Below are 17,587 nucleotides of genomic sequence, written 5' to 3'. Positions count from 1 at the left end.
GGGTATCTTTGAGGGAACGTTTCATTGACCGACGGGTGACCGTGGGACATCTTTTCGTGAACACAGAGTTGCTTCGAGCGACGCTGTCTGTCCTCCGAAAAGCTGTTCGATCGGAACATTCATGACCCGCCCCCGCATCGTCGGTTTCAGCGCGAACCTGCAACGCCCCTCGAAGACGCGCAGCCTCGTCGAGGCTGTCGCCGCCCAGACCGAGACGCAGATCCAGGCCGAGATCCAGCTGTTCGACATGGTGGATGCCGGCACCGCCCTCGGCGCGGCCTGGTCGCGCCAGGACCTGTCCCTCCCGGCGCGCCGCATCGTCGAGGCCATCGAGGGCGCCGACGCCCTCATCGTCGGGTCGCCCGTCTACAAGGGCGCCTATACGGGCCTGTTCAAGCACCTGTTCGACCTCGTCGATCCGACGGCGCTCACGGGCAAGCCCGTGGCCATCGTCGCCACGGGCGGAGGCGCCCGCCATGCCCTCGTGGTCGAGCACGCCTTCCGGCCCCTGTTCGGATTCTTCGGGGCGCTCGCCCTGCCGACCGCCGTCTACGCGTCCGATGCCGACTTCACCGATGGGGCCCTGACGGATCCCGGCGTGCGCGCGCGGGTCTCCGATGCGGCGGGCCAGCTCGCGAGTCAGCTCATCCACGCCTCGGCCGCGCGTGGCGGCGTCCGTGCCGTGGCCGGCGCCGCCCGGTGATCCGAAGGCGGCCCCGCCCCGCATCGGCGCAGGCCTGACCCCGAGAAGCCCATCCGCGTCCGCGACGCCGTATGGGCGGTCCCTCCCAACGGCTGACATCCCATGGCAAGTCCCTCCCTTTCCGCGCCGCGGCTCTCCACGCGTCTGCGCGACGGCGCCGCCCAGCGCCTCGTCCCCTGGCTCCTGCCCCTCGGCATCGTGCTCGGCTGGCAGGCGGCGAGTTCGGCCGGCCTCGTCTCGACCCGGTTCATGCCGGCGCCCCTGGATGTGATCGCGGCGGGCTGGCAGCTCGGCCGCACGGGCGAACTCTGGGCCAACCTCTGGGTCAGCACCCTGCGGGCGCTGGCGGGCTTCGCCGTCGGCGGCGGCATCGGCTTCGCGCTCGGCCTCGCCAACGGCCTGTCGCGTGCCTCCGACCGGCTCACGGACACCACCGTGCAGATGGTGCGCAACGTGCCCCACCTGTCCCTCATTCCCCTGGTGATCCTGTGGTTCGGCATCGGCGAGGAGGCCAAGCTCTTCCTCGTGGCGCTCGGCGTGTTCTTCCCCGTCTACGCCAACACGCTGCACGGCATCCGCTCCGTCGATCCGCAGCTCGTGGAGATGGGCCGGGTCTACGGCCTATCGTCGTGGAGCCTGTTCACCCGCGTGGTCCTGCCCGGCGCCCTGCCGTCGATCTTCGTCGGCCTGCGCTACGCGCTCGGCATCATGTGGCTGACCCTCATCGTCGCCGAGACCATCTCGGCTTCGTCGGGGCTCGGCTACATGGCCATGCAGGCACGCGAGTTCATGCTCGTCGATGTCGTGGTACTGGCCATCGTGATCTATGCCGGCCTCGGCAAGCTCGCCGACGTGCTCACCCGCTGGCTCGAGCGCACCTGTCTCGCCTGGAATCCCGCCTACCGGACCGTCTGAGGCGCCGCCTCGCTCCAAGCCCTCGAAGAACTCCAACGGACCCGGCCATGACCGCCACCGCCCTGCGCGTCCACGACGCCGCGCCCGAAACCGTCCCCGTTCAGAAGCCCGCCGATCGGCCGGCGAAGGGTACCGCCCCCCGCGCCCGGCCGCCCGAGGCCACCGGCGGCCTCGCCGTCACCGTCCGCGACCTGTCGAAATCCTTCGACGGGCATACGGTCATCGCCGGCCTCGACCTCCATATCCCGGTCGGGCAGTTCGTCGCCGTCGTCGGCCGTTCGGGCTGCGGCAAGAGCACCCTGCTGCGCCTCATCCTCGGCCTGGAGCAGCCGAGCGCCGGCCGCGTCGTCCTCGAATCCGACGCCGTGCGGGCGCCCCCGAAGCGCATCATGTTCCAGGAGCCGCGCCTCCTGCCCTGGGCCAAGGTGGTGGACAACGTCGCGGTGGGCTTGGGCGAAACCGGCACCCGGGCCGAGCGCCGGGCGCGGGCCGCGAGCGCGCTGGCCGAGGTCGGCCTCACCGACAAGTCGGCCAACTGGCCCGCCACCCTGTCCGGTGGCCAGCGTCAGCGCGTGGCGCTCGCCCGCGCCCTCGTCTCCCGCCCCGGCCTGCTCGCCCTCGACGAGCCCCTCGGGGCCCTCGACGCCCTCACCCGCATCGACATGCAGGCGATGATCGAGGCGATCTGGCAGGCACAGGGCTTCACCGCCCTCCTCGTCACCCACGACGTCGCCGAGGCCGTGGCCATGGCCGACCGCATCCTCGTCGTCGAGAACGGGCACATCGCCCTCGACGTGAAGGTCGACGTGCCCCGCCCGCGCCGGCGCGGCGACCCGGACCTCGCGGCCCTCGAAGGCCGCATCCTCGACCATCTGCTTCAGAACCAAGCGCCGGCCTGAGCCGGGCATCCTACAGAACCAAGCGCCGGCTTCGGCCGCGCTTTCGCCCCTCATCCGAAAGAGTTTCCCATGACCGGTCAGACCGACGTCCTCTGGTTCCTGCCCACCCACGGCGACGGCCGCTACCTCGGTGCCCAGGAGGGCGCGCGCGCCGTCACGCTGCCGTATCTCCGCCAGATCGCGCAGGCGGCGGACGAGCTCGGCTATTATGGCGTGCTCCTACCCACGGGCCGCTCGTGCGAGGATTCCTGGGTGGTGGCCTCCGCCCTCGTCCCCCTGACCCAGCGCCTGCGCTTTCTCGTCGCCGTGCGCCCCGGCCTGCAGGAACCGGCCGTCGCCGCCCGCATGGCCGCCACCCTCGACCGGATCTCCGACGGCCGCCTCCTCATCAACGTGGTCACGGGCGGCGATCCGGTGGAGCTGCGCGGCGACGGCGTGTTCCTCGATCACGACGAGCGCTACGTCGTCACCGACGAGTTCCTGCACATCTGGCGCGGGCTGATGTCCGGTGAGACCGTCAGCTACGAAGGCAAGCACCTCAAGGTCGAGGAGGGCCGGGTGATCTTCCCGCCCGTGCAGAACCCCTACCCGCCGCTGTATTTCGGCGGCTCCTCCCCCGCCGGCATCGAGGTCGCGGCCGAGCATTGCGAAGTCTACCTGACCTGGGGCGAGCCCCCGGCCGGCGTGGCCGAGAAGATCGCCAAGGCCAGGGAGGCCGCCGACCGGAAAGGCAAAACATTCTCGTACGGCATCCGCCTGCACGTCATCGTCCGCGAGACCGAGGGCGAGGCCTGGGCGGCCGCCGAGAACCTGATCTCGCGCCTCGACGACGAGACCATCGCCAAGGCGCAGGCCACCCTGAAGCGCCAGGATTCCGTCGGCCAGAGCCGGATGATGGCGCTCCACGGCGGCGACCGCACCAAGCTCGAGGTCTCGCCCAACCTCTGGGCCGGCGTCGGCCTCGTGCGCGGCGGCGCCGGCACCGCCCTCGTCGGCTCCGCGGATCAGGTCGCCGACCGGATGAAGGAGTATATCGATCTGGGCATCGATCGCTTCATCCTGTCGGGCTACCCGCACCTTGAGGAAGCCTACCGCTTCGCCGAACTCGTGTTCCCGAAGCTCCCCTTGCGCGCCACCACCGGCGTCGCCCCGAGCAACGCCCGCAACGACGGGCCCTTCGGCGAGGTGATGGCCAACGACATCGTGCCCCGCCGGGTGTCGGCGCACTGAGGACGCACCTCCCTTCCCCTTGCGGGGAGGGATCGAGGGTGGGGGTGGTTCCGCCGGCCTCCGCACGGTGAAGTCCTGGCTCGATGAGGAGCGCCCGGCCACCCCCACCTCCGACTCCTCCCCGCGAGGGGGAGGAGCGCGCTTCCGGTGTCCACCGAATCCCGTCCCCTCCCCCTGTCGGAAGAACGTCCATGCCACGCGCCACCACCCATGTCCTCGTCGCCCCGAGAGTCCTATCCGTCGGCGCCTGGGCGTGGTTCGCCGCCGCCCTCTCGTTCCTGATGCTGTTCACCCTCCAGGCCCGGGCCGACGAGAAGGTGATCCGGATCGGCTACCAGAAGTACGGCACCCTCGTGCTCCTCAAGGGCAAGGGCCTGCTGGAGGAGCGTCTGAAGCCGCTCGGCTACCGCGTGACGTGGTCGGAATTCCCGTCGGGCCCGCCCCTGATGGAAGCGCTCAATGCCGGAGCCATCGATTTAGGCTCGGCCGGCGAGGCGCCGCCGATCTTCGCCCAGGCCGCGAGCCGCGACCTCGTCTACGTCGCCCACGAGCCAGCCGCGCCCCGCGGCGAAGCGATCCTGGTGGCCGCCGACAGCCCGATCCGCACCGTGGCCGACCTGCGCGGCCGGACCATCGCCCTCAACAAGGGCTCCAACGTCCACTACTTCCTGGTGCGTGCCCTCGAAGCGGCGGGCATCCCCTACGATGCGGTGAAGCTCGCCTTCCTCGGACCCGCCGACGCGGCGGCGGCCTTCGCCCGCGGCTCCGTCGACGCCTGGGCGATCTGGGACCCCTACCTCGCCTCCGGCGAGCGGGCGACGGGCGCACGCACCCTCGTCACCGGTGAGGGCCTCGTGCCGAACCGGCAGTTCTACCTCTCGCGCCGCCCCTTCGCCGACGCCGCCGTCAACCGCGCCGTCCTCGACACCACCCTGGCGGCCATCGGGACCATCGACGCCTGGGCCAAGGACAACACCGATGCGGTCGCGGCCGAACTCGCGCCGTCCGTGGGCATCCCGGCCCCGATCCTCACCGTCGCCCTCAAGCGCCTCACCTACGGGGTCACGCCCCTCGACGCCGGCACCGTGGCCGACCAGCAGGCCGTGGCCGACACCTTCCACCGCCTCGGCCTGCTGCCGAAGCCCCTGGTGGTCTCGGACGCCGTGTGGAAGCCCGGCAGCTAAAACCCGAATCCACACGGAGTGACGACGAAACGCGAAAGGGCGGGGGGATGCGTCCCCCCGCCCTTTCGCTTGGCATCGTTCACCGAGGCGGTGCCCTAGTAGTGCCGCGCCAGGACTTCGCGCACCCGCGCGACCATCTCGGCCTCCGGCACCGAGAACTGCGCCGGCCGGGCGGCCTTCCACTCGGCGTTGCTGCTGATGCCCTCGGCGGCCTTGGCGCCCTCGATGAGGTCCTTGATCTGGACCTCGCCGGCCTCGCGCTCGTTCGAGCCCTGGATGATGGCGCAGGGGGAACCCCGCCGGTCGGCATACTTCATCTGCGCCTTCATGCCGGAGCCACCGAGGTAGAGCTCGGCCCGGATGCCTTCGCCGCGCAAGGCCGCGACGAGGCGCTGGTAATCGGCGATGTTTTCACGATCCAGCACCAGCACGACCACGGGGCCGGGCTTGCTTGTGCCCTCCAGGAGCGGGCTCCCGGTGAGCTGGAGCGCCGAGAACAGGCGCGAGACGCCGATGGAGAAGCCGGTGGCCGGCACCGGCTCCGAGCGGAACCGCCCGACGAGACCGTCGTAGCGCCCGCCGCCCGCCACCGAGCCGAAGCGCACGGTCTGGCCGTCCTCGTTCACGACCGGGAAGGTCAGCTCCGCCTCGTAGACCGGGCCGGTGTAGTATTCGAGGCCGCGCACCACGCTGGGGTCGGCGCGGATCCGGTCGAAGCCGTAGCCGGCCGCCGCGCACAGGCGCATCATCGCGTGGAGTTCGGCGATCCCCTCGCGGCCGGTCACCGAATCGCCCACCACCTCGGTCCAGGTGCCGAAGAACTGCTCCCAGAACGCCATGCGGTCGGCGCCCTCCACGGGGGCGGACTGGAACGAGACGTAGGCGAGGATGCGCTCCACCGCCGCCGCATCGAGGCCGGCGCCCTTGGTGAAGTCGCCGCTCTCGTCCTTGCGGCCGGCACCGAGAAGGTCGCGCACGCCGTCGGGCCCGAGGCGGTCGAGCTTGTCGATGGCGCGCAGCACGGTGAGGCGCTGGCCCGCCTTGTCGGCGCCCGCGAGGCCGATGGCCTCCATGACGCCGTCGAGCACCTTGCGGTTGTTCACCTTGACGACGAACTGGCCGGTGAGCCCGAGCTTCTCCAGGGTGTCGGCCATGAGCATGCAGATCTCGGCATCCGCCGCGACGGTGCCGGCCCCGACGATGTCGGCGTCGAACTGCATGAACTGGCGGAAGCGCCCCGGGCCGGGCTTCTCATTGCGGAAGACGTAGCCGGCGCGGAAGCTGCGGTAGGGCTTGGGGATGGAATCGAAATGCTCGGCGACGTGGCGGGCCAGCGGCGCCGTGAGGTCGTAGCGCAGCGACAGCCAGGATTCGTCGTCGTCCTGGAACGAGAACACGCCCTCGTTCGGCCGGTCGAGGTCGGGCAGGAACTTGCCGAGCGCCTCGGTGTATTCGACGAACGGGGTCTCGAGGGCCTCGAAGCCGTAGAGTTCGAAGCTCTGGCGGATCGTCTCCAGCATCCGGTGCTGGGCGGCGATCTCGTCCGCGCGGCGGTCGACGAACCCGCGCGGCAGGCGCGGCTTCAGGGTGTCGGCCTGGTGGGAATCGGCCTTGGCCATGGTGGTTTCGCTCTGCGGAGGGTTTTTGGGGGTTGCGCGGGCTCTATCGCGGGGGGGCCGGAGCGGCAAGCGCGGCCGGCATCACGAGCGCGGCCGGCACCCGGACCGAGTGCGGCGCCGATCTACAGCTTCAGGGCGAGGAGCGCGCAAAGGCTCAGAATCGCGATGGGGATCTGGAGCGGACGCAGGCGCGCGAAGAACAGGGGCGCTTCGCCCCGGCGCGCCGCGATGGGATCGAGCACGGCGATCCCGGCGAATCCGACGATGAGCAGAATGAGCGCGGGGCCGGTCGCGCCGCCGGTCGTGAGCACGAGGGCGCAGAAGCCGAGGAGGAACAGGGCCAGCATCGTGGCGATCTGGACCCAGGTCGGACCGCCCTCCGTGCGGAAGCTAAGGCCGCGCCGGACGCCGGAGAGGAACAGCAGGATCGCGCAGCCCCACAGGGTGGTGAGGGACAGAGCCAGCTCGCCCCAGACCCCGCCGAGCCACCACGCGGCCGCCGCGCCCGCTGCGAAGGGCAGCATCGGTCCGTAGCCGAACACCACACTGAGCCACGGCACGGCCCCGGGCTCGGAGACGGTCAGTGTCCGGTTCTCCTGGTCCGTCATAGGCCCCTCCTGCGCGAAAGGCGGGTAACCGGCCGGGCGTCGTGCTGTTCCAGCTTCATTCCGGCACAGGACCACGGTCTGCGACGGGGACGATACGGCAAAGAAAAGCCCCGGCCGTGAGGCCGGGGCAAAAAGCGTTCGCTCGACGAAGCGACGTCGGGGAACCGCTCGGGCTCAGGACGAGAGCGGGCCGGTCTCGGCGCCTTGCGCTTCCATCGCCTTCTGGCGGTAGAGGCCGACGAAATCGATGGGGTCGATGTAGAGCGGCGGGAAGCCGCCATTGCGCACGGCCTCGGCGACGATCTGGCGCGCGAACGGGAACAGCAGGCGCGGGCACTCGATCATCACGGCCGGATGCAGCTGGTCCTGCGGGATGTTGCGCATGCGGAAGATGCCGGCATAGGTCAGCTCGAACGCGAACAGCACCTCGGTGCCGGTCTTGGCGTCGCCCTCCAGGGTCAGCTCGACCTCGAAGTCCTCTTCGGCGAGCTGCTTGGCGTTGACGTTGACCTGGATGTTGATCTGCGGCGCGGATTCCTGGGGCTGAAGCGAGCGCGGGGCGTTCGGATTCTCGAAGGAGAGATCCTTGGCGTATTGCCCCAGGGCGTTGATGGCGGGGAGCTGGTCCTCGGCCTGCGCCGTGGCGCCACCGTTCCCGTTCGGTGCCGATGTGTCGGCCATGGCGTTGTCGTCCTTCTCAAGAGCCCTGGGGGCGCGATCCTTGGGAGCACATGCGGGCCGGCGACCGAGCCAGTTCTTGTGTGCTTGCGACGGTTGCGACCACCCATCCGGTGCGAGAGCGCGCTATCATGCCCATCCGGTGCGAACAAGGCGCCGGCTGGCGGCGGCTGGAACCGGGCCGGGCACGCACCATATCCCGGACAACGCGGCAGGCCGAGAACGCACCACGGCGTTGCGGCGGGCGCGCTCGACGGGTCGGGTTGAACGACCCGGCTCGCTCCCGGCGCGGGCCTCGGCTAAGAGTGCTTGCAAAACTCCCGCCCATGGCCGGATCCATGGTTGGATCGGGCTCCGGGCGCGACGGTGCGACGGGAGTTTGGTGCGGGAGTTTGGTAACGGACTCGCAACGCGCGGGATGCGGGGTTTCCGGAGCCCCTCGAACTTCAGCTGTCGTGCGACGGCCACGATCAGGATCGGTGATGCAGGACTCCTTCGACTTGACGACCTTGATCTTCCTCGCCCTGGCGGTGTTCGTGATCTGGCGGCTGCGCTCGGTGCTCGGCCAGAAGACCGGAGCGGAACGCTCGCCGTTCAAGCCCGTGGACCGCAGCCGCACGGAGCCCCCGGCCAACCGGACGGAGGGCGACAACGTGGTTCGCCTGCCCGGCGCCGACCGTGCGCAGGCCGACCGGAGCCAAGCGGCCCCCAAGGCGGAGGTCCGCGACTGGCGCGGCATCGCCGAGCCGGGCTCGGCCATCGCCAACGGCCTCGAAGCGGTGGTGCAGGTGGAGCCCGGTTTCGATCCGCGCGGCTTCGTCGAGGGTGCCAAGTCGGCCTACGAGGCCATCGTGATCGCCTTCGCCAAGGGCGACCGCAAGACACTGCGCAGCCTGCTCTCGCGGGAGGTCTGCGAAGGCTTCGAGCGCGAGATCGACGCCCGCGAGGGCCGGAAGGAAGTGGTCGAGACCACCTTCGTCTCCCTCGACAAGGCCGAGATCGTCGCCGTCGACGTGAAGAACCGCGTCGCCCAGGTGACGGTGCACTTCCTGTCCCACCTCATCACCGCGACCCGCAACGCGCAGGGCCAGGTGATCGACGGCAGTGCCGAGACCGTGGTCGAGGTGCCCGACGTGTGGACCTTCGCCCGGACGCTCGGCACCCGCGACCCGAACTGGCAGCTCGTCGCCACCGAAGCCGGCGCCTGACCCCTCCGGACCGCGTGCGACCACTCGCCCTCGGCGCGGCCCTGGCCGCCCTCGCCCTCTGCCCTCCCCTCCCCGGCTCGGTCGCCCACGCGGCCGAGCCGCTGCGCTTGGGCGGAGCGGTCTCGGGCGGAGGGGTCTTGAGCGCAGTGGTCTCGGGCGGAGCGGTGCTGGAGTGGGTCGATCTCGCGCGCCTGCCGGGCTTTCCCGGTCCCGATCCGGTCCGTGCCCTCGAAGCCTTCCGCCGGACCTGCGCGGCGGCCCCCGTCCCGATGGCGCCGTCGGTCGCCGGCGATGCGGGCGATCTCGCGGCGGCCTGCGCCCGCGCCGCCGCCGTCCCGCCCGAGGGCGCGGCCGCCTTCTTCGCTACGGCGTTCGACGCCTACCGGATCGTCCGCCCCGCGGTTGACGGCGTTCCCGAGCGCCGGGCGGGATTCCTGACCGGGTATTTCGAGCCGGAACTCACGGGCTCGTCCGTCGCGGCTCCGGGCTTCACCGCGCCCGTCCTCGCCCGGCCCGACGACCTCGTGAGCCTGGAGCCCGGCGAGACCCGAACGGGCCTCGATCCGGCGCTCCGCGCCGCGCGCCGGACGGAGACGGGGCTGGCCCCCTATCCCACCCGTGCCGCCATCGAGGACGGAGCCCTGGGGGAGGTCGCCAAGGCGCTGCTCTGGCTCGACCCCGTCGACCTGTTCGTGCTGCAGGTCCAGGGCTCGGGGCGGGTGCGCCTGACCGACGGCCGGACGGTGCGGGTGCTCTATGACGGGCGCAACGGCCGGCCCTACACCTCCATCGGCAAACTCATCGTCACCGAGGGCCATCTGCCCCTGGACGGCCTCACCCTGGCGCGCTGGACGGGCTGGCTGTGGGACAACCCCGAGACGGCCCGCCGCCTGATGCGCCGCAACGAATCGTACATCTTCTTCAAGCTGGCGCCCGTCGAGGACCCGTCGCTCGGCCCCCCGGGGGCCGCCGGCGCCGCGCTGAGCCCCGGACACAGCCTCGCGGTGGATTCCACCCTGTGGCGCTACGGCCTGCCGTTCTGGCTCGAAGCCGCCGGCGATTCCCGGACCGCGCGCCTCGCCATCGCGGCCGACACCGGTTCGGCCATCGTCGGCCCGGCCCGGGGCGATCTCTACCTCGGCACCGGCGAGGCTGCGGGTGTCGCCGCCGGCAACCTACGGGCGACGGCCGGCTTCGTCGTGCTGCTGCCCCGTTCCGGCGAGGCCAAGGCCTCTCCCGAGGTCTCTTCGAAGGCCCCCGCCGAGGTCCCCCCGAAGGCCCCCGCCGAGGTCCCCCCGAAGGCCCCTGCCCTCGCCCCGACCCAACCATGAGACTCCCCCGCCGACCCCGTGGCCTCTCCGGCGAGGACGCTTACCTGTGGGGTGAGATCGCCCGCCTGATCACGCCCCTGCGCGCGAAGTCCAAGCCCAAGCCGAAAGCGCCGGACGCCAATCCGCCCGCCACGCCGCTGCCGAAGGCCGGTGCGAAGCCGGCTCACAAGCCTTCGTCCGCGACGCCTGCGAAGCCGGCCGTAAAGCCGCCGGCGAAACGCGTCACCCTGAAACCCAATCCGCCTCCGGCCCTCCCCGCTCCCGTTGTCGCCCCGCCGGTCGCGGCTCCCGCCCTGGCGCCCGGGCTCGAGCGCCGCGTCCGTCTCGCTTTTCGGCGCGGCGCGCTTCAGGTCGATGCCCGGATCGATCTCCACGGGATGTATCAGGCCCAGGCCCACGGCGCGCTGACCGGGTTCCTCATGCGGGCACGGGCAGCCGGCCACACCCATGTGCTCGTCGTCACGGGCAAGGGTGGGATGGATTACAACGACGCCTTCTCGGAGCGCGGGGTCCTGCGCCGCAGTGTTCCGCATTGGCTGCGCGCGCCCGAGCTGCGCAGCATCGTGCTCGGTTTCGAGGAAGCGGCCCGTCACCACGGCGGAGCCGGGGCCCTCTACGTTCGCCTGCGCCGCCGCTGATAGGCGCGTCCCGGGGGCGGGTCGTGCCGGTCCCGGTTGAGGGCTTGAGAAAAATCGAGAATCACGATAGGGCTGAACTCCCTCCTCGTTATGCCGTGCTGCATCCCGTGAGCCCCAAGGCTCCCTCAAGACGATGCGCGGAGCCGTCCCCCTTCGACGCTCCGACCAAAGGCGCCTTCACCGCGCCCGGCGACTCCATCCCAGAATGCATTCCGCCCTTCCGTCCGTCCTGCCGCGGTTTTGAATTCCCAGGTTTTGAATTCCCATGACAGCCTCATACGACGCCCTTGAACCCGTGGATTCGCTGGCCGAGGGCGGCCTTGCCGCCGCCGATCTCGATAGCAAGCGCGAGGTCAAGCTCCAGGATCTCAAGTCGAAGACGCCGACCGACCTGATCGCTTTCGCCGAAGAGGTCGAGGTCGAGAACGCCTCGACCATGCGCAAGCAGGAGCTGATGTTCGCCATCCTGAAGCAGCTCGCGGCCAAGGAGGTCGAGATCATCGGCGCCGGCACCGTCGAAGTGCTGCAGGACGGCTTCGGCTTCCTGCGCTCGTCCGATTCGAACTACCTGCCGGGTCCCGACGACATCTACATCTCGCCGACCCAGATCCGCCGATTCGGCCTGCGCACGGGCGACACGGTGGAGGGGCCGATCCGGGGTCCGAAGGACGGCGAGCGCTATTTCGCCCTGCTCAAGGTCAACACGATCAACTTCGAGAACCCGGAGAAGATCAAGCACAAGGTCCACTTCGACAACCTGACGCCGCTGTTCCCGACGCAGCGCTTCAAGCTCGAACTGGACAATCCGCCGAAGAAAGATTTCAGCCCTCGGATCATCGACATCGTCGCCCCCATCGGTAAGGGCCAGCGCGCCCTGATCGTGGCGCCGCCGCGCACGGGCAAGACCGTGCTGATGCAGAACATCGCTCAGTCGATCACCATCAACCACCCGGAATGCTACCTCATCGTGCTGCTCATCGACGAGCGCCCCGAGGAAGTGACCGACATGATCCGCTCGGTGAAGGGCGAGGTCATCGCCTCGACCTTCGACGAGCCGGCCACTCGTCACGTGCAGGTGGCCGAGATGGTGATCGAGAAGGCCAAGCGCCTCGTGGAGCACGGCCGCGACGTGGTCATCCTGCTCGATTCGATCACCCGCCTCGGCCGGGCCTACAACACCGTGGTGCCGTCCTCCGGCAAGGTGCTGACCGGCGGCGTCGACGCCAACGCCCTACAGCGGCCGAAGCGCTTCTTCGGTGCCGCCCGCAACATCGAGGAAGGCGGCTCGCTCTCGATCATCGCGACCGCCCTCATCGACACCGGCTCGCGCATGGATGAGGTGATCTTCGAGGAGTTCAAGGGCACTGGCAACTCCGAGATCATCCTGGACCGCAAGGTCTCGGACAAGCGCATCTTCCCGGCAATCGACATCACCCGCTCGGGCACCCGCAAGGAAGAGCTCCTGGTTCCGCCGGACTCGCTCAAGAAGACCTACGTGCTGCGCCGCATCCTCAACCCGATGGGCGTCACCGACGCCATCGAGTTCCTCATGGACAAGCTGCGCCAGACCAAGAGCAACAACGACTTCTTCGACTCGATGAACACCTGAGCTTTTCGAGAAGGCCCCCTCCTTTCCTTTGGCGTGGGAGGGGGCCGAAAAATTCGTTTCGTTCCGACCGAGTGTCAGACCGGCGCGGCACGCAAGTCATTGTTAAAAAACAACGAATTCCGCCGGAAACTATATCTCTTGCCGGCTTATGAAATTAGCCATTAAGCTTGTGACTGCCCCGTGATGGACCAGCCCCCCACGATCTTCGCGCCGGCGAGTGGCTTCGGCCGCGCTGCTGTCGCGGTGATCCGGATCAGCGGCCCCGCCTCCGCATCGGTCCTGATCCGCCTGTCGGGCTCCCTCCCCGCTCCCCGTCGCCTCGTCCTGCGAACCCTGCAGGCGCCGCAAGTGCAGGAGATCTTGGATCAGGCCCTCGTCGTGTGGATGCCGGGACCCGGCACGTTCACGGGCGAAGACATGGCCGAACTCCATCTCCATGGCGGTCCGTCCGTCCGCGCGGCGGTGCTGGGTGCCCTTGCGGCTCTTCCCGGATGCATTCCGGCCGAGCCGGGAGCCTTCACCCGGCGCGCCTTCCTCAACGGTCGCCTGGGTCTCACCGAGGCCGAGGGCATCGCCGACCTCATCGACGCCGAAACAGAAGCCCAGCGCCGCCAGGCCCTGCGCCAACTCGACGGTGCACTCGGTCGTCGGGTCGCGGCGTGGCGCGACCGCCTCATCGATCTCCTCGCCGGCGTCGAAGCCGCCCTCGATTTCTCCGACGAGGGCGATGTCGACGACGATGCCCTCGACGCCGCCCTGTTTGCCAAGGCCCGGGTGATCCGCGATGCCATCGCCGCCGCCCTCGATGACGGGGGGCGCGGCGAGCGCCTGCGCGACGGCTTCACCGTCGTCCTCGCCGGTCCACCGAACGCTGGCAAATCCACACTGCTGAATGCCCTCAGTCGGCGTGACGCGGCCATCGTCTCCCCGGTTCCCGGCACGACCCGCGACGTCATCGAGGTACGCTGCGATCTCGGCGGCTTGCCGGTTCTCTTGATCGATACGGCAGGCCTGCGCGAGGCCGGCGACGCCCTCGAAGCCGAGGGCATCCGCCGGACAAGGGCTCGCATCGCCCAAGCCGATCTCGTGCTTCTCCTGGCGGAGGCCGGTTCGACCTCCGACATGACCGATCTGTCCGTTCCGATGCCCCCGGTGCTTCGGGTCCAGACGAAGGCTGATCTGTCCGAGGGTTCGCGCTCCGCCGAGGGCCACGTCATCTCGGCGATGACCGGCGAGGGGCTCGACACCCTTCTCGATGCCATCGAACACCATGCCTCGGTGTCGATCGGGGGCGAGGCCGCGCTCATCACGCGCCAGCGGCACCGGGAGGGGCTGACGCGCTGTCGCGATCACCTCGACCGCTTGGTGCAGGGCGCTGTCCTACCCGAACTCGCTGCGGAAGATCTGCGTCTCGCCGCGCGGGCCCTGGGCGAGGTTGCGGGTCGGGTCGGTGTCGAGGAAATGCTCGATCGGCTGTTCTCCGGGTTCTGTATCGGAAAGTAGACAGGCCCGCAGTTTCACGTGAAAAACCGCCGGAATCGTTGACGGTGGCGCGCTCGGGCGCGTACTCCAGCGCCATGCTCCATTTCGTTCTGCCCTATGACGTGATCGTCGTCGGCGGTGGTCACGCCGGCACCGAAGCCGCCGCCGCTGCCGCACGGTTCGGTGCCCGCACGGCCCTGGTGACCCATAGCGCCGCGACCATCGGTGCGATGTCCTGCAACCCCGCCATCGGCGGGCTCGGCAAGGGGCATCTCGTCCGGGAAGTCGATGCCCTCGATGGTCTCATGGGACGGGTCGCCGACGCGGCCGGGATCCAGTTTCGCCTGCTCAACCGGCGCAAGGGACCGGCCGTGCGCGGCCCACGCACCCAGGCCGACCGCAAGCTCTACGCCGCCGCCATGCAGGCCGCCATCGCCGAGACGGCGAACCTCACGGTGATCGAGGGCGAAGTCGGCGACCTTACCGTTCACGACGGCCGAGTCGTGGGTGTCGTCCTGGGGGATGGACGTGCCCTCCCCTGCGCCGCCGTGGTGCTGACCACCGGCACCTTCTTGCGCGGTCTCATTCATATCGGAGAGATCCAAACCCCCGCTGGACGAGTCGGCGAAGGCCCGTCCATCGGCCTTGCCGAAACATTGGATCGTCATGGTTTCGCACTGGGGCGTCTGAAGACCGGGACACCGGCCCGCCTCGACGGGCGTACCATCGCCTGGTCCGGACTCGAGATGCAGTCGGCCGACGCCGATCCCGTGCCGTTCTCGACTTTGACCGAGCGGATCACTACGCCGCAGATTCAGTGTGGCATCACCCGCACCACCCAGGCGGTACACGACCTCATCCGGGCCAATCTCCATCGCTCGCCGATGTATTCCGGTGGAATTGCCAGTCGTGGCCCGCGCTACTGTCCGTCGATCGAGGACAAGGTCGTGCGGTTCGGCGACCGGGAGGGCCACCAGATCTTCCTCGAACCCGAAGGGCTCGACGATCCCACGGTCTATCCCAACGGAATTTCCACCGCCTTGCCGGAGGCGGTGCAGCGCGCAGTGATCGCCCTGATCCCGGGCCTGGAGCGCGCTACCATCGTGCGTCCGGGGTATGCCATCGAGTACGACTACGTCGATCCCCGCGAACTCGATACGACGCTTCAGACGCGCCGGTTGCCGGGTCTGTTCCTGGCCGGGCAGATCAACGGCACCACCGGCTACGAGGAGGCGGCAGGGCAGGGGCTGGTGGCCGGTCTCAATGCGGCGCGTTTGGCCGGTGGGGCCGAGCTCGCCACCTTCGACCGGGCGGAATCCTATCTCGGGGTCATGATCGACGACCTCGTCACCCACGGGGTGAGCGAGCCCTATCGCATGTTCACCTCGCGCTCCGAGTATCGCCTGTCCCTCCGCGTCGACAACGCCGATGAGCGGCTGACGCCGCGCGGTGCGGCGTTGGGCTGCGTCGGGACCCGCCGCGCCAGCCACTTCGCCCAGGCGCAGGGGGGGCTTCACGCGGCAAGGGCCTGTCTCGACGGCCTGAGTCTCACACCGAACGAGGCCGCTGCGCACGGCATCCCGCTCAACCAGGACGGGATCCGGCGCTCGGCGTTCCAACTGCTCTCCTACCCGGAGATCGACTGGGCCCGGCTTGCCGCGGTATGGCCGGACCTCTCGGGTGTCCCGGACCGGATCGCCGAGCGTCTCCAGACGGACGCCACCTATGCGGTCTATCTCGATCGCCAGAACGCCGACATCGCTGCGTTCCGGCGTGACGAGGCCGTCGCCCTCCCCGCCCGTCTGGATTACGGCGCGATTCCCGGCCTGTCCAACGAGATGCGGAGCAAGTTGGAAACCGTGCGTCCCGGAACCCTCGGCCAGGCGGCACGGATCGAAGGCGTGACCCCAGCGGCGCTGACCTTGCTCGCTGCTCATGCCCGGCGTGGGCACCGCCCGAGTGCCGTGCATGCAAGCTGAGTTCGGACGCGACCGCGTCCTCTCCGAGGCCGGTGTTTCACGTGAAACAGCGTCGAGGCTGGACGTTTATGTCGAGCAGCTTCGCCGGTGGCAGACGGTGAAGAACCTCGTCGGTCCCGCGACACTCGACGAAGTCTGGACCCGTCACATCGCCGACGCGCTGCAACTCGCGGCGTTGGCGCCGGATGCCACGCGCTGGCTCGACCTTGGTTCAGGGGCGGGCATTCCCGGCCTGATCCTGGCGCTGGCCGGTCACGGGCGGCCGGGCTTTCAGGTCGATCTCATCGAGAGCAACGCGCGCAAATGCGCGTTCCTCCTCGAGTCCGCGCGCCTGACTTCGGCACCCGCGCGGGTGCACAACGTCCGGATTGAGGATGCGATCGGCAGCCAGACCGGTGTCGAGATCGTGTGCGCCCGCGCGCTCGCTCCCCTCACCCAGCTGCTTGCCTGGACCGAGCCCCTGTTGAAAACCGGCACCATCGCGCTGTTTCCCAAGGGGCGTGACGTGCAATCCGAATTGACCGAGGCGGCGCAACGGTGGAGATTCGTTTACGATCTTGTGCCGAGCCGTACCGATTCTGACGCGCGGATCGTCCGCGTCACGGCCCTCTCCCGCGTGGATTCATGACCAGCGCTCCCACATCCGATCCCCTCAGCGGCGGCAGGCCGGACCGGCCCCTGCGCATCCTCGCCCTTGCCAACCAGAAGGGCGGGGTCGGCAAGACCACGACGGCGATCAACCTCGGCACGGCGCTCGCCGCCATCGGGGAGTCGGTCCTGGTGATCGACCTCGATCCGCAGGGCAACGCCTCGACCGGGCTCGGTGTCGACCGGCGCCAGCGCAAGGTCTCGACCTATCATGTGTTGGCGGGGGAGGCAGAGCTTGGAGCCGCCTGCGTGCAGACGGCCGTGCCCCGTCTCATGGTCGCCCCCTCGACCATGGATCTCCTCGGCCTGGAAATGGAGATGGCGACCGCCCCCGACCGGGCGCACCGGCTGCGCAACGTCCTGAAGGGCGTCGGCCAGAGCGGGACGACGCAGGGCGTGACCTACGTCCTCATCGATTGCCCGCCCTCGCTCAACCTCCTCACCATCAACGCCCTGGCGGCAGCCGACGCGGTGCTGGTGCCCTTGCAATGCGAGTTTTTCGCCCTGGAAGGCTTGAGCCAGTTGCTGCGCACCGTCGAGCAGGTCCGGGGCGCCCTCAACGCGCGCCTGACCATCCAGGGGATCGTCCTGACGATGTTCGATCCGCGCAACAACCTCTCCGCACAGGTGGTGGCCGACGTGCGCAGCTTCATGGGCGACAAGGTCTACGAGACCATGATTCCCCGCAACGTGCGCGTGTCGGAAGCGCCGTCGCATGGCAAACCGGTGCTACTCTACGATCTCAAATGCGCCGGCAGCCAAGCCTATCTCCGCCTCGCCTCCGAGATCATCCAGCGCGAGGGGCGTCTGCCCGTCGCGGCCTAATCCATGAAAACAGTGCGTAACGGAGTTGAGC

General features: G+C 69.4%; 16 protein-coding genes. 13 read left to right on the top strand and 3 right to left on the bottom strand.

Annotation, left to right across the window (positions count from 1 at the left end; translation table 11 throughout):
- Positions 1 to 121 precede the first annotated feature (121 nt).
- From msuE to ASF52_RS12910, 5 genes are all read left to right on the top strand, one after another.
- Positions 122 to 703: an FMN reductase gene (gene msuE / locus ASF52_RS12930; protein WP_056172546.1), complete on the top strand. Its 582-nt coding sequence runs from the start codon at positions 122 to 124 to the stop codon at positions 701 to 703.
- Positions 704 to 805: 102 nt separating this feature from the next.
- Entirely contained in the window at positions 806 to 1,618 is an 813-nt protein-coding gene (ssuC, locus tag ASF52_RS12925; RefSeq protein WP_056172542.1) for an aliphatic sulfonate ABC transporter permease SsuC, read from the top strand.
- A gap of 47 nt (positions 1,619 to 1,665) precedes the next feature.
- On the top strand, positions 1,666 to 2,517 hold the full coding sequence (locus ASF52_RS12920; RefSeq protein WP_056172539.1) for an ATP-binding cassette domain-containing protein: 852 nt from the start codon (positions 1,666 to 1,668) through the stop codon (positions 2,515 to 2,517).
- A 69-nt stretch (positions 2,518 to 2,586) separates the two neighbouring features.
- Entirely contained in the window at positions 2,587 to 3,747 is a 1,161-nt protein-coding gene (gene ssuD / locus ASF52_RS12915; RefSeq protein WP_056172534.1) for an FMNH2-dependent alkanesulfonate monooxygenase, read from the top strand.
- A 191-nt stretch (positions 3,748 to 3,938) separates the two neighbouring features.
- Positions 3,939 to 4,931, top strand: a complete 993-nt coding sequence (locus tag ASF52_RS12910) for a sulfonate ABC transporter substrate-binding protein (RefSeq protein ID WP_056172531.1) — start codon at positions 3,939 to 3,941, stop codon at positions 4,929 to 4,931.
- 95 nt (positions 4,932 to 5,026) lie between these two features.
- Here ASF52_RS12910 and hisS read toward each other — a convergent pair whose 3' ends face one another.
- From hisS to secB, 3 genes are all read right to left on the bottom strand, one after another.
- Positions 5,027 to 6,550, bottom strand: coding sequence for a histidine--tRNA ligase (hisS, locus tag ASF52_RS12905; RefSeq protein WP_056172527.1), 1,524 nt, complete (start codon positions 6,548 to 6,550; stop codon positions 5,027 to 5,029).
- 122 nt (positions 6,551 to 6,672) lie between these two features.
- Positions 6,673 to 7,158: a DUF3429 domain-containing protein gene (locus ASF52_RS12900; protein WP_056172524.1), complete on the bottom strand. Its 486-nt coding sequence runs from the start codon at positions 7,156 to 7,158 to the stop codon at positions 6,673 to 6,675.
- A gap of 174 nt (positions 7,159 to 7,332) precedes the next feature.
- Positions 7,333 to 7,839 (bottom strand): protein-export chaperone SecB, encoded by a 507-nt coding sequence (secB, locus tag ASF52_RS12895; protein WP_056172521.1) that lies wholly within the window; start codon positions 7,837 to 7,839, stop codon positions 7,333 to 7,335.
- 479 nt (positions 7,840 to 8,318) lie between these two features.
- Here secB and ASF52_RS12890 point away from each other — a divergent pair, with 479 nt between their 5' ends.
- From ASF52_RS12890 to ASF52_RS12855, 8 genes are all read left to right on the top strand, one after another.
- On the top strand, positions 8,319 to 9,044 hold the full coding sequence (locus tag ASF52_RS12890) for a Tim44/TimA family putative adaptor protein (RefSeq protein WP_056172518.1): 726 nt from the start codon (positions 8,319 to 8,321) through the stop codon (positions 9,042 to 9,044).
- A 101-nt stretch (positions 9,045 to 9,145) separates the two neighbouring features.
- Entirely contained in the window at positions 9,146 to 10,375 is a 1,230-nt protein-coding gene (locus ASF52_RS12885) for an MltA domain-containing protein (RefSeq protein ID WP_082515325.1), read from the top strand.
- Complete coding sequence (locus ASF52_RS12880; RefSeq protein ID WP_056172512.1) at positions 10,372 to 11,013, top strand: Smr/MutS family protein; 642 nt, start codon at positions 10,372 to 10,374, stop codon at positions 11,011 to 11,013. The genes ASF52_RS12885 and ASF52_RS12880 overlap by 4 nt, the downstream gene beginning before the upstream one ends.
- A gap of 265 nt (positions 11,014 to 11,278) precedes the next feature.
- Positions 11,279 to 12,622 (top strand): transcription termination factor Rho, encoded by a 1,344-nt coding sequence (gene rho / locus ASF52_RS12875; RefSeq protein ID WP_056172508.1) that lies wholly within the window; start codon positions 11,279 to 11,281, stop codon positions 12,620 to 12,622.
- A 183-nt stretch (positions 12,623 to 12,805) separates the two neighbouring features.
- A complete protein-coding gene (gene mnmE, locus ASF52_RS12870) occupies positions 12,806 to 14,125 on the top strand; it encodes a tRNA uridine-5-carboxymethylaminomethyl(34) synthesis GTPase MnmE (protein WP_056172505.1) in 1,320 nt (439 codons plus the stop codon).
- A 74-nt stretch (positions 14,126 to 14,199) separates the two neighbouring features.
- Complete coding sequence (mnmG, locus tag ASF52_RS12865) at positions 14,200 to 16,083, top strand: tRNA uridine-5-carboxymethylaminomethyl(34) synthesis enzyme MnmG (RefSeq protein ID WP_056172989.1); 1,884 nt, start codon at positions 14,200 to 14,202, stop codon at positions 16,081 to 16,083.
- Entirely contained in the window at positions 16,073 to 16,711 is a 639-nt protein-coding gene (gene rsmG, locus ASF52_RS12860) for a 16S rRNA (guanine(527)-N(7))-methyltransferase RsmG (RefSeq protein ID WP_056172502.1), read from the top strand. The genes mnmG and rsmG overlap by 11 nt, the downstream gene beginning before the upstream one ends.
- Entirely contained in the window at positions 16,708 to 17,556 is an 849-nt protein-coding gene (locus tag ASF52_RS12855) for a ParA family protein (RefSeq protein ID WP_056172499.1), read from the top strand. The genes rsmG and ASF52_RS12855 overlap by 4 nt, the downstream gene beginning before the upstream one ends.
- Positions 17,557 to 17,587 lie beyond the last annotated feature (31 nt).

This window comes from Methylobacterium sp. Leaf112 (assembly GCF_001423295.1).
In the GTDB taxonomy this organism is placed as follows: Bacteria; Pseudomonadota; Alphaproteobacteria; order Rhizobiales; family Beijerinckiaceae; genus Methylobacterium.
Note: the sequence above shows the minus strand (reverse complement) of the source record. Positions and strands in the feature narration are given on the sequence as shown.

Bases quoted from the DNA above. Each gene is read 5' to 3' on its own strand.
- msuE (WP_056172546.1), top strand. From the start codon at position 122: ATGACCCGCCCCCGCATCGTCGGTTTCAGCGCGAACCTGCAACGCCCC.
- ASF52_RS12880 (WP_056172512.1), top strand. From the start codon at position 10,372: ATGAGACTCCCCCGCCGACCCCGTGGCCTCTCCGGCGAGGACGCTTAC.
- ASF52_RS12890 (WP_056172518.1), top strand. From the start codon at position 8,319: ATGCAGGACTCCTTCGACTTGACGACCTTGATCTTCCTCGCCCTGGCG.
- ASF52_RS12855 (WP_056172499.1), top strand. From the start codon at position 16,708: ATGACCAGCGCTCCCACATCCGATCCCCTCAGCGGCGGCAGGCCGGAC.
- rsmG (WP_056172502.1), top strand. From the start codon at position 16,073: ATGCAAGCTGAGTTCGGACGCGACCGCGTCCTCTCCGAGGCCGGTGTT.
- rho (WP_056172508.1), top strand. From the start codon at position 11,279: ATGACAGCCTCATACGACGCCCTTGAACCCGTGGATTCGCTGGCCGAG.
- mnmE (WP_056172505.1), top strand. From the start codon at position 12,806: ATGGACCAGCCCCCCACGATCTTCGCGCCGGCGAGTGGCTTCGGCCGC.
- ASF52_RS12900 (WP_056172524.1), bottom strand. From the start codon at position 7,158: ATGACGGACCAGGAGAACCGGACACTGACCGTCTCCGAGCCCGGGGCC.
- mnmG (WP_056172989.1), top strand. From the start codon at position 14,200: ATGCTCCATTTCGTTCTGCCCTATGACGTGATCGTCGTCGGCGGTGGT.
- ssuC (WP_056172542.1), top strand. From the start codon at position 806: ATGGCAAGTCCCTCCCTTTCCGCGCCGCGGCTCTCCACGCGTCTGCGC.
- ASF52_RS12920 (WP_056172539.1), top strand. From the start codon at position 1,666: ATGACCGCCACCGCCCTGCGCGTCCACGACGCCGCGCCCGAAACCGTC.
- secB (WP_056172521.1), bottom strand. From the start codon at position 7,839: ATGGCCGACACATCGGCACCGAACGGGAACGGTGGCGCCACGGCGCAG.
- ssuD (WP_056172534.1), top strand. From the start codon at position 2,587: ATGACCGGTCAGACCGACGTCCTCTGGTTCCTGCCCACCCACGGCGAC.
- ASF52_RS12910 (WP_056172531.1), top strand. From the start codon at position 3,939: ATGCCACGCGCCACCACCCATGTCCTCGTCGCCCCGAGAGTCCTATCC.
- hisS (WP_056172527.1), bottom strand. From the start codon at position 6,550: ATGGCCAAGGCCGATTCCCACCAGGCCGACACCCTGAAGCCGCGCCTG.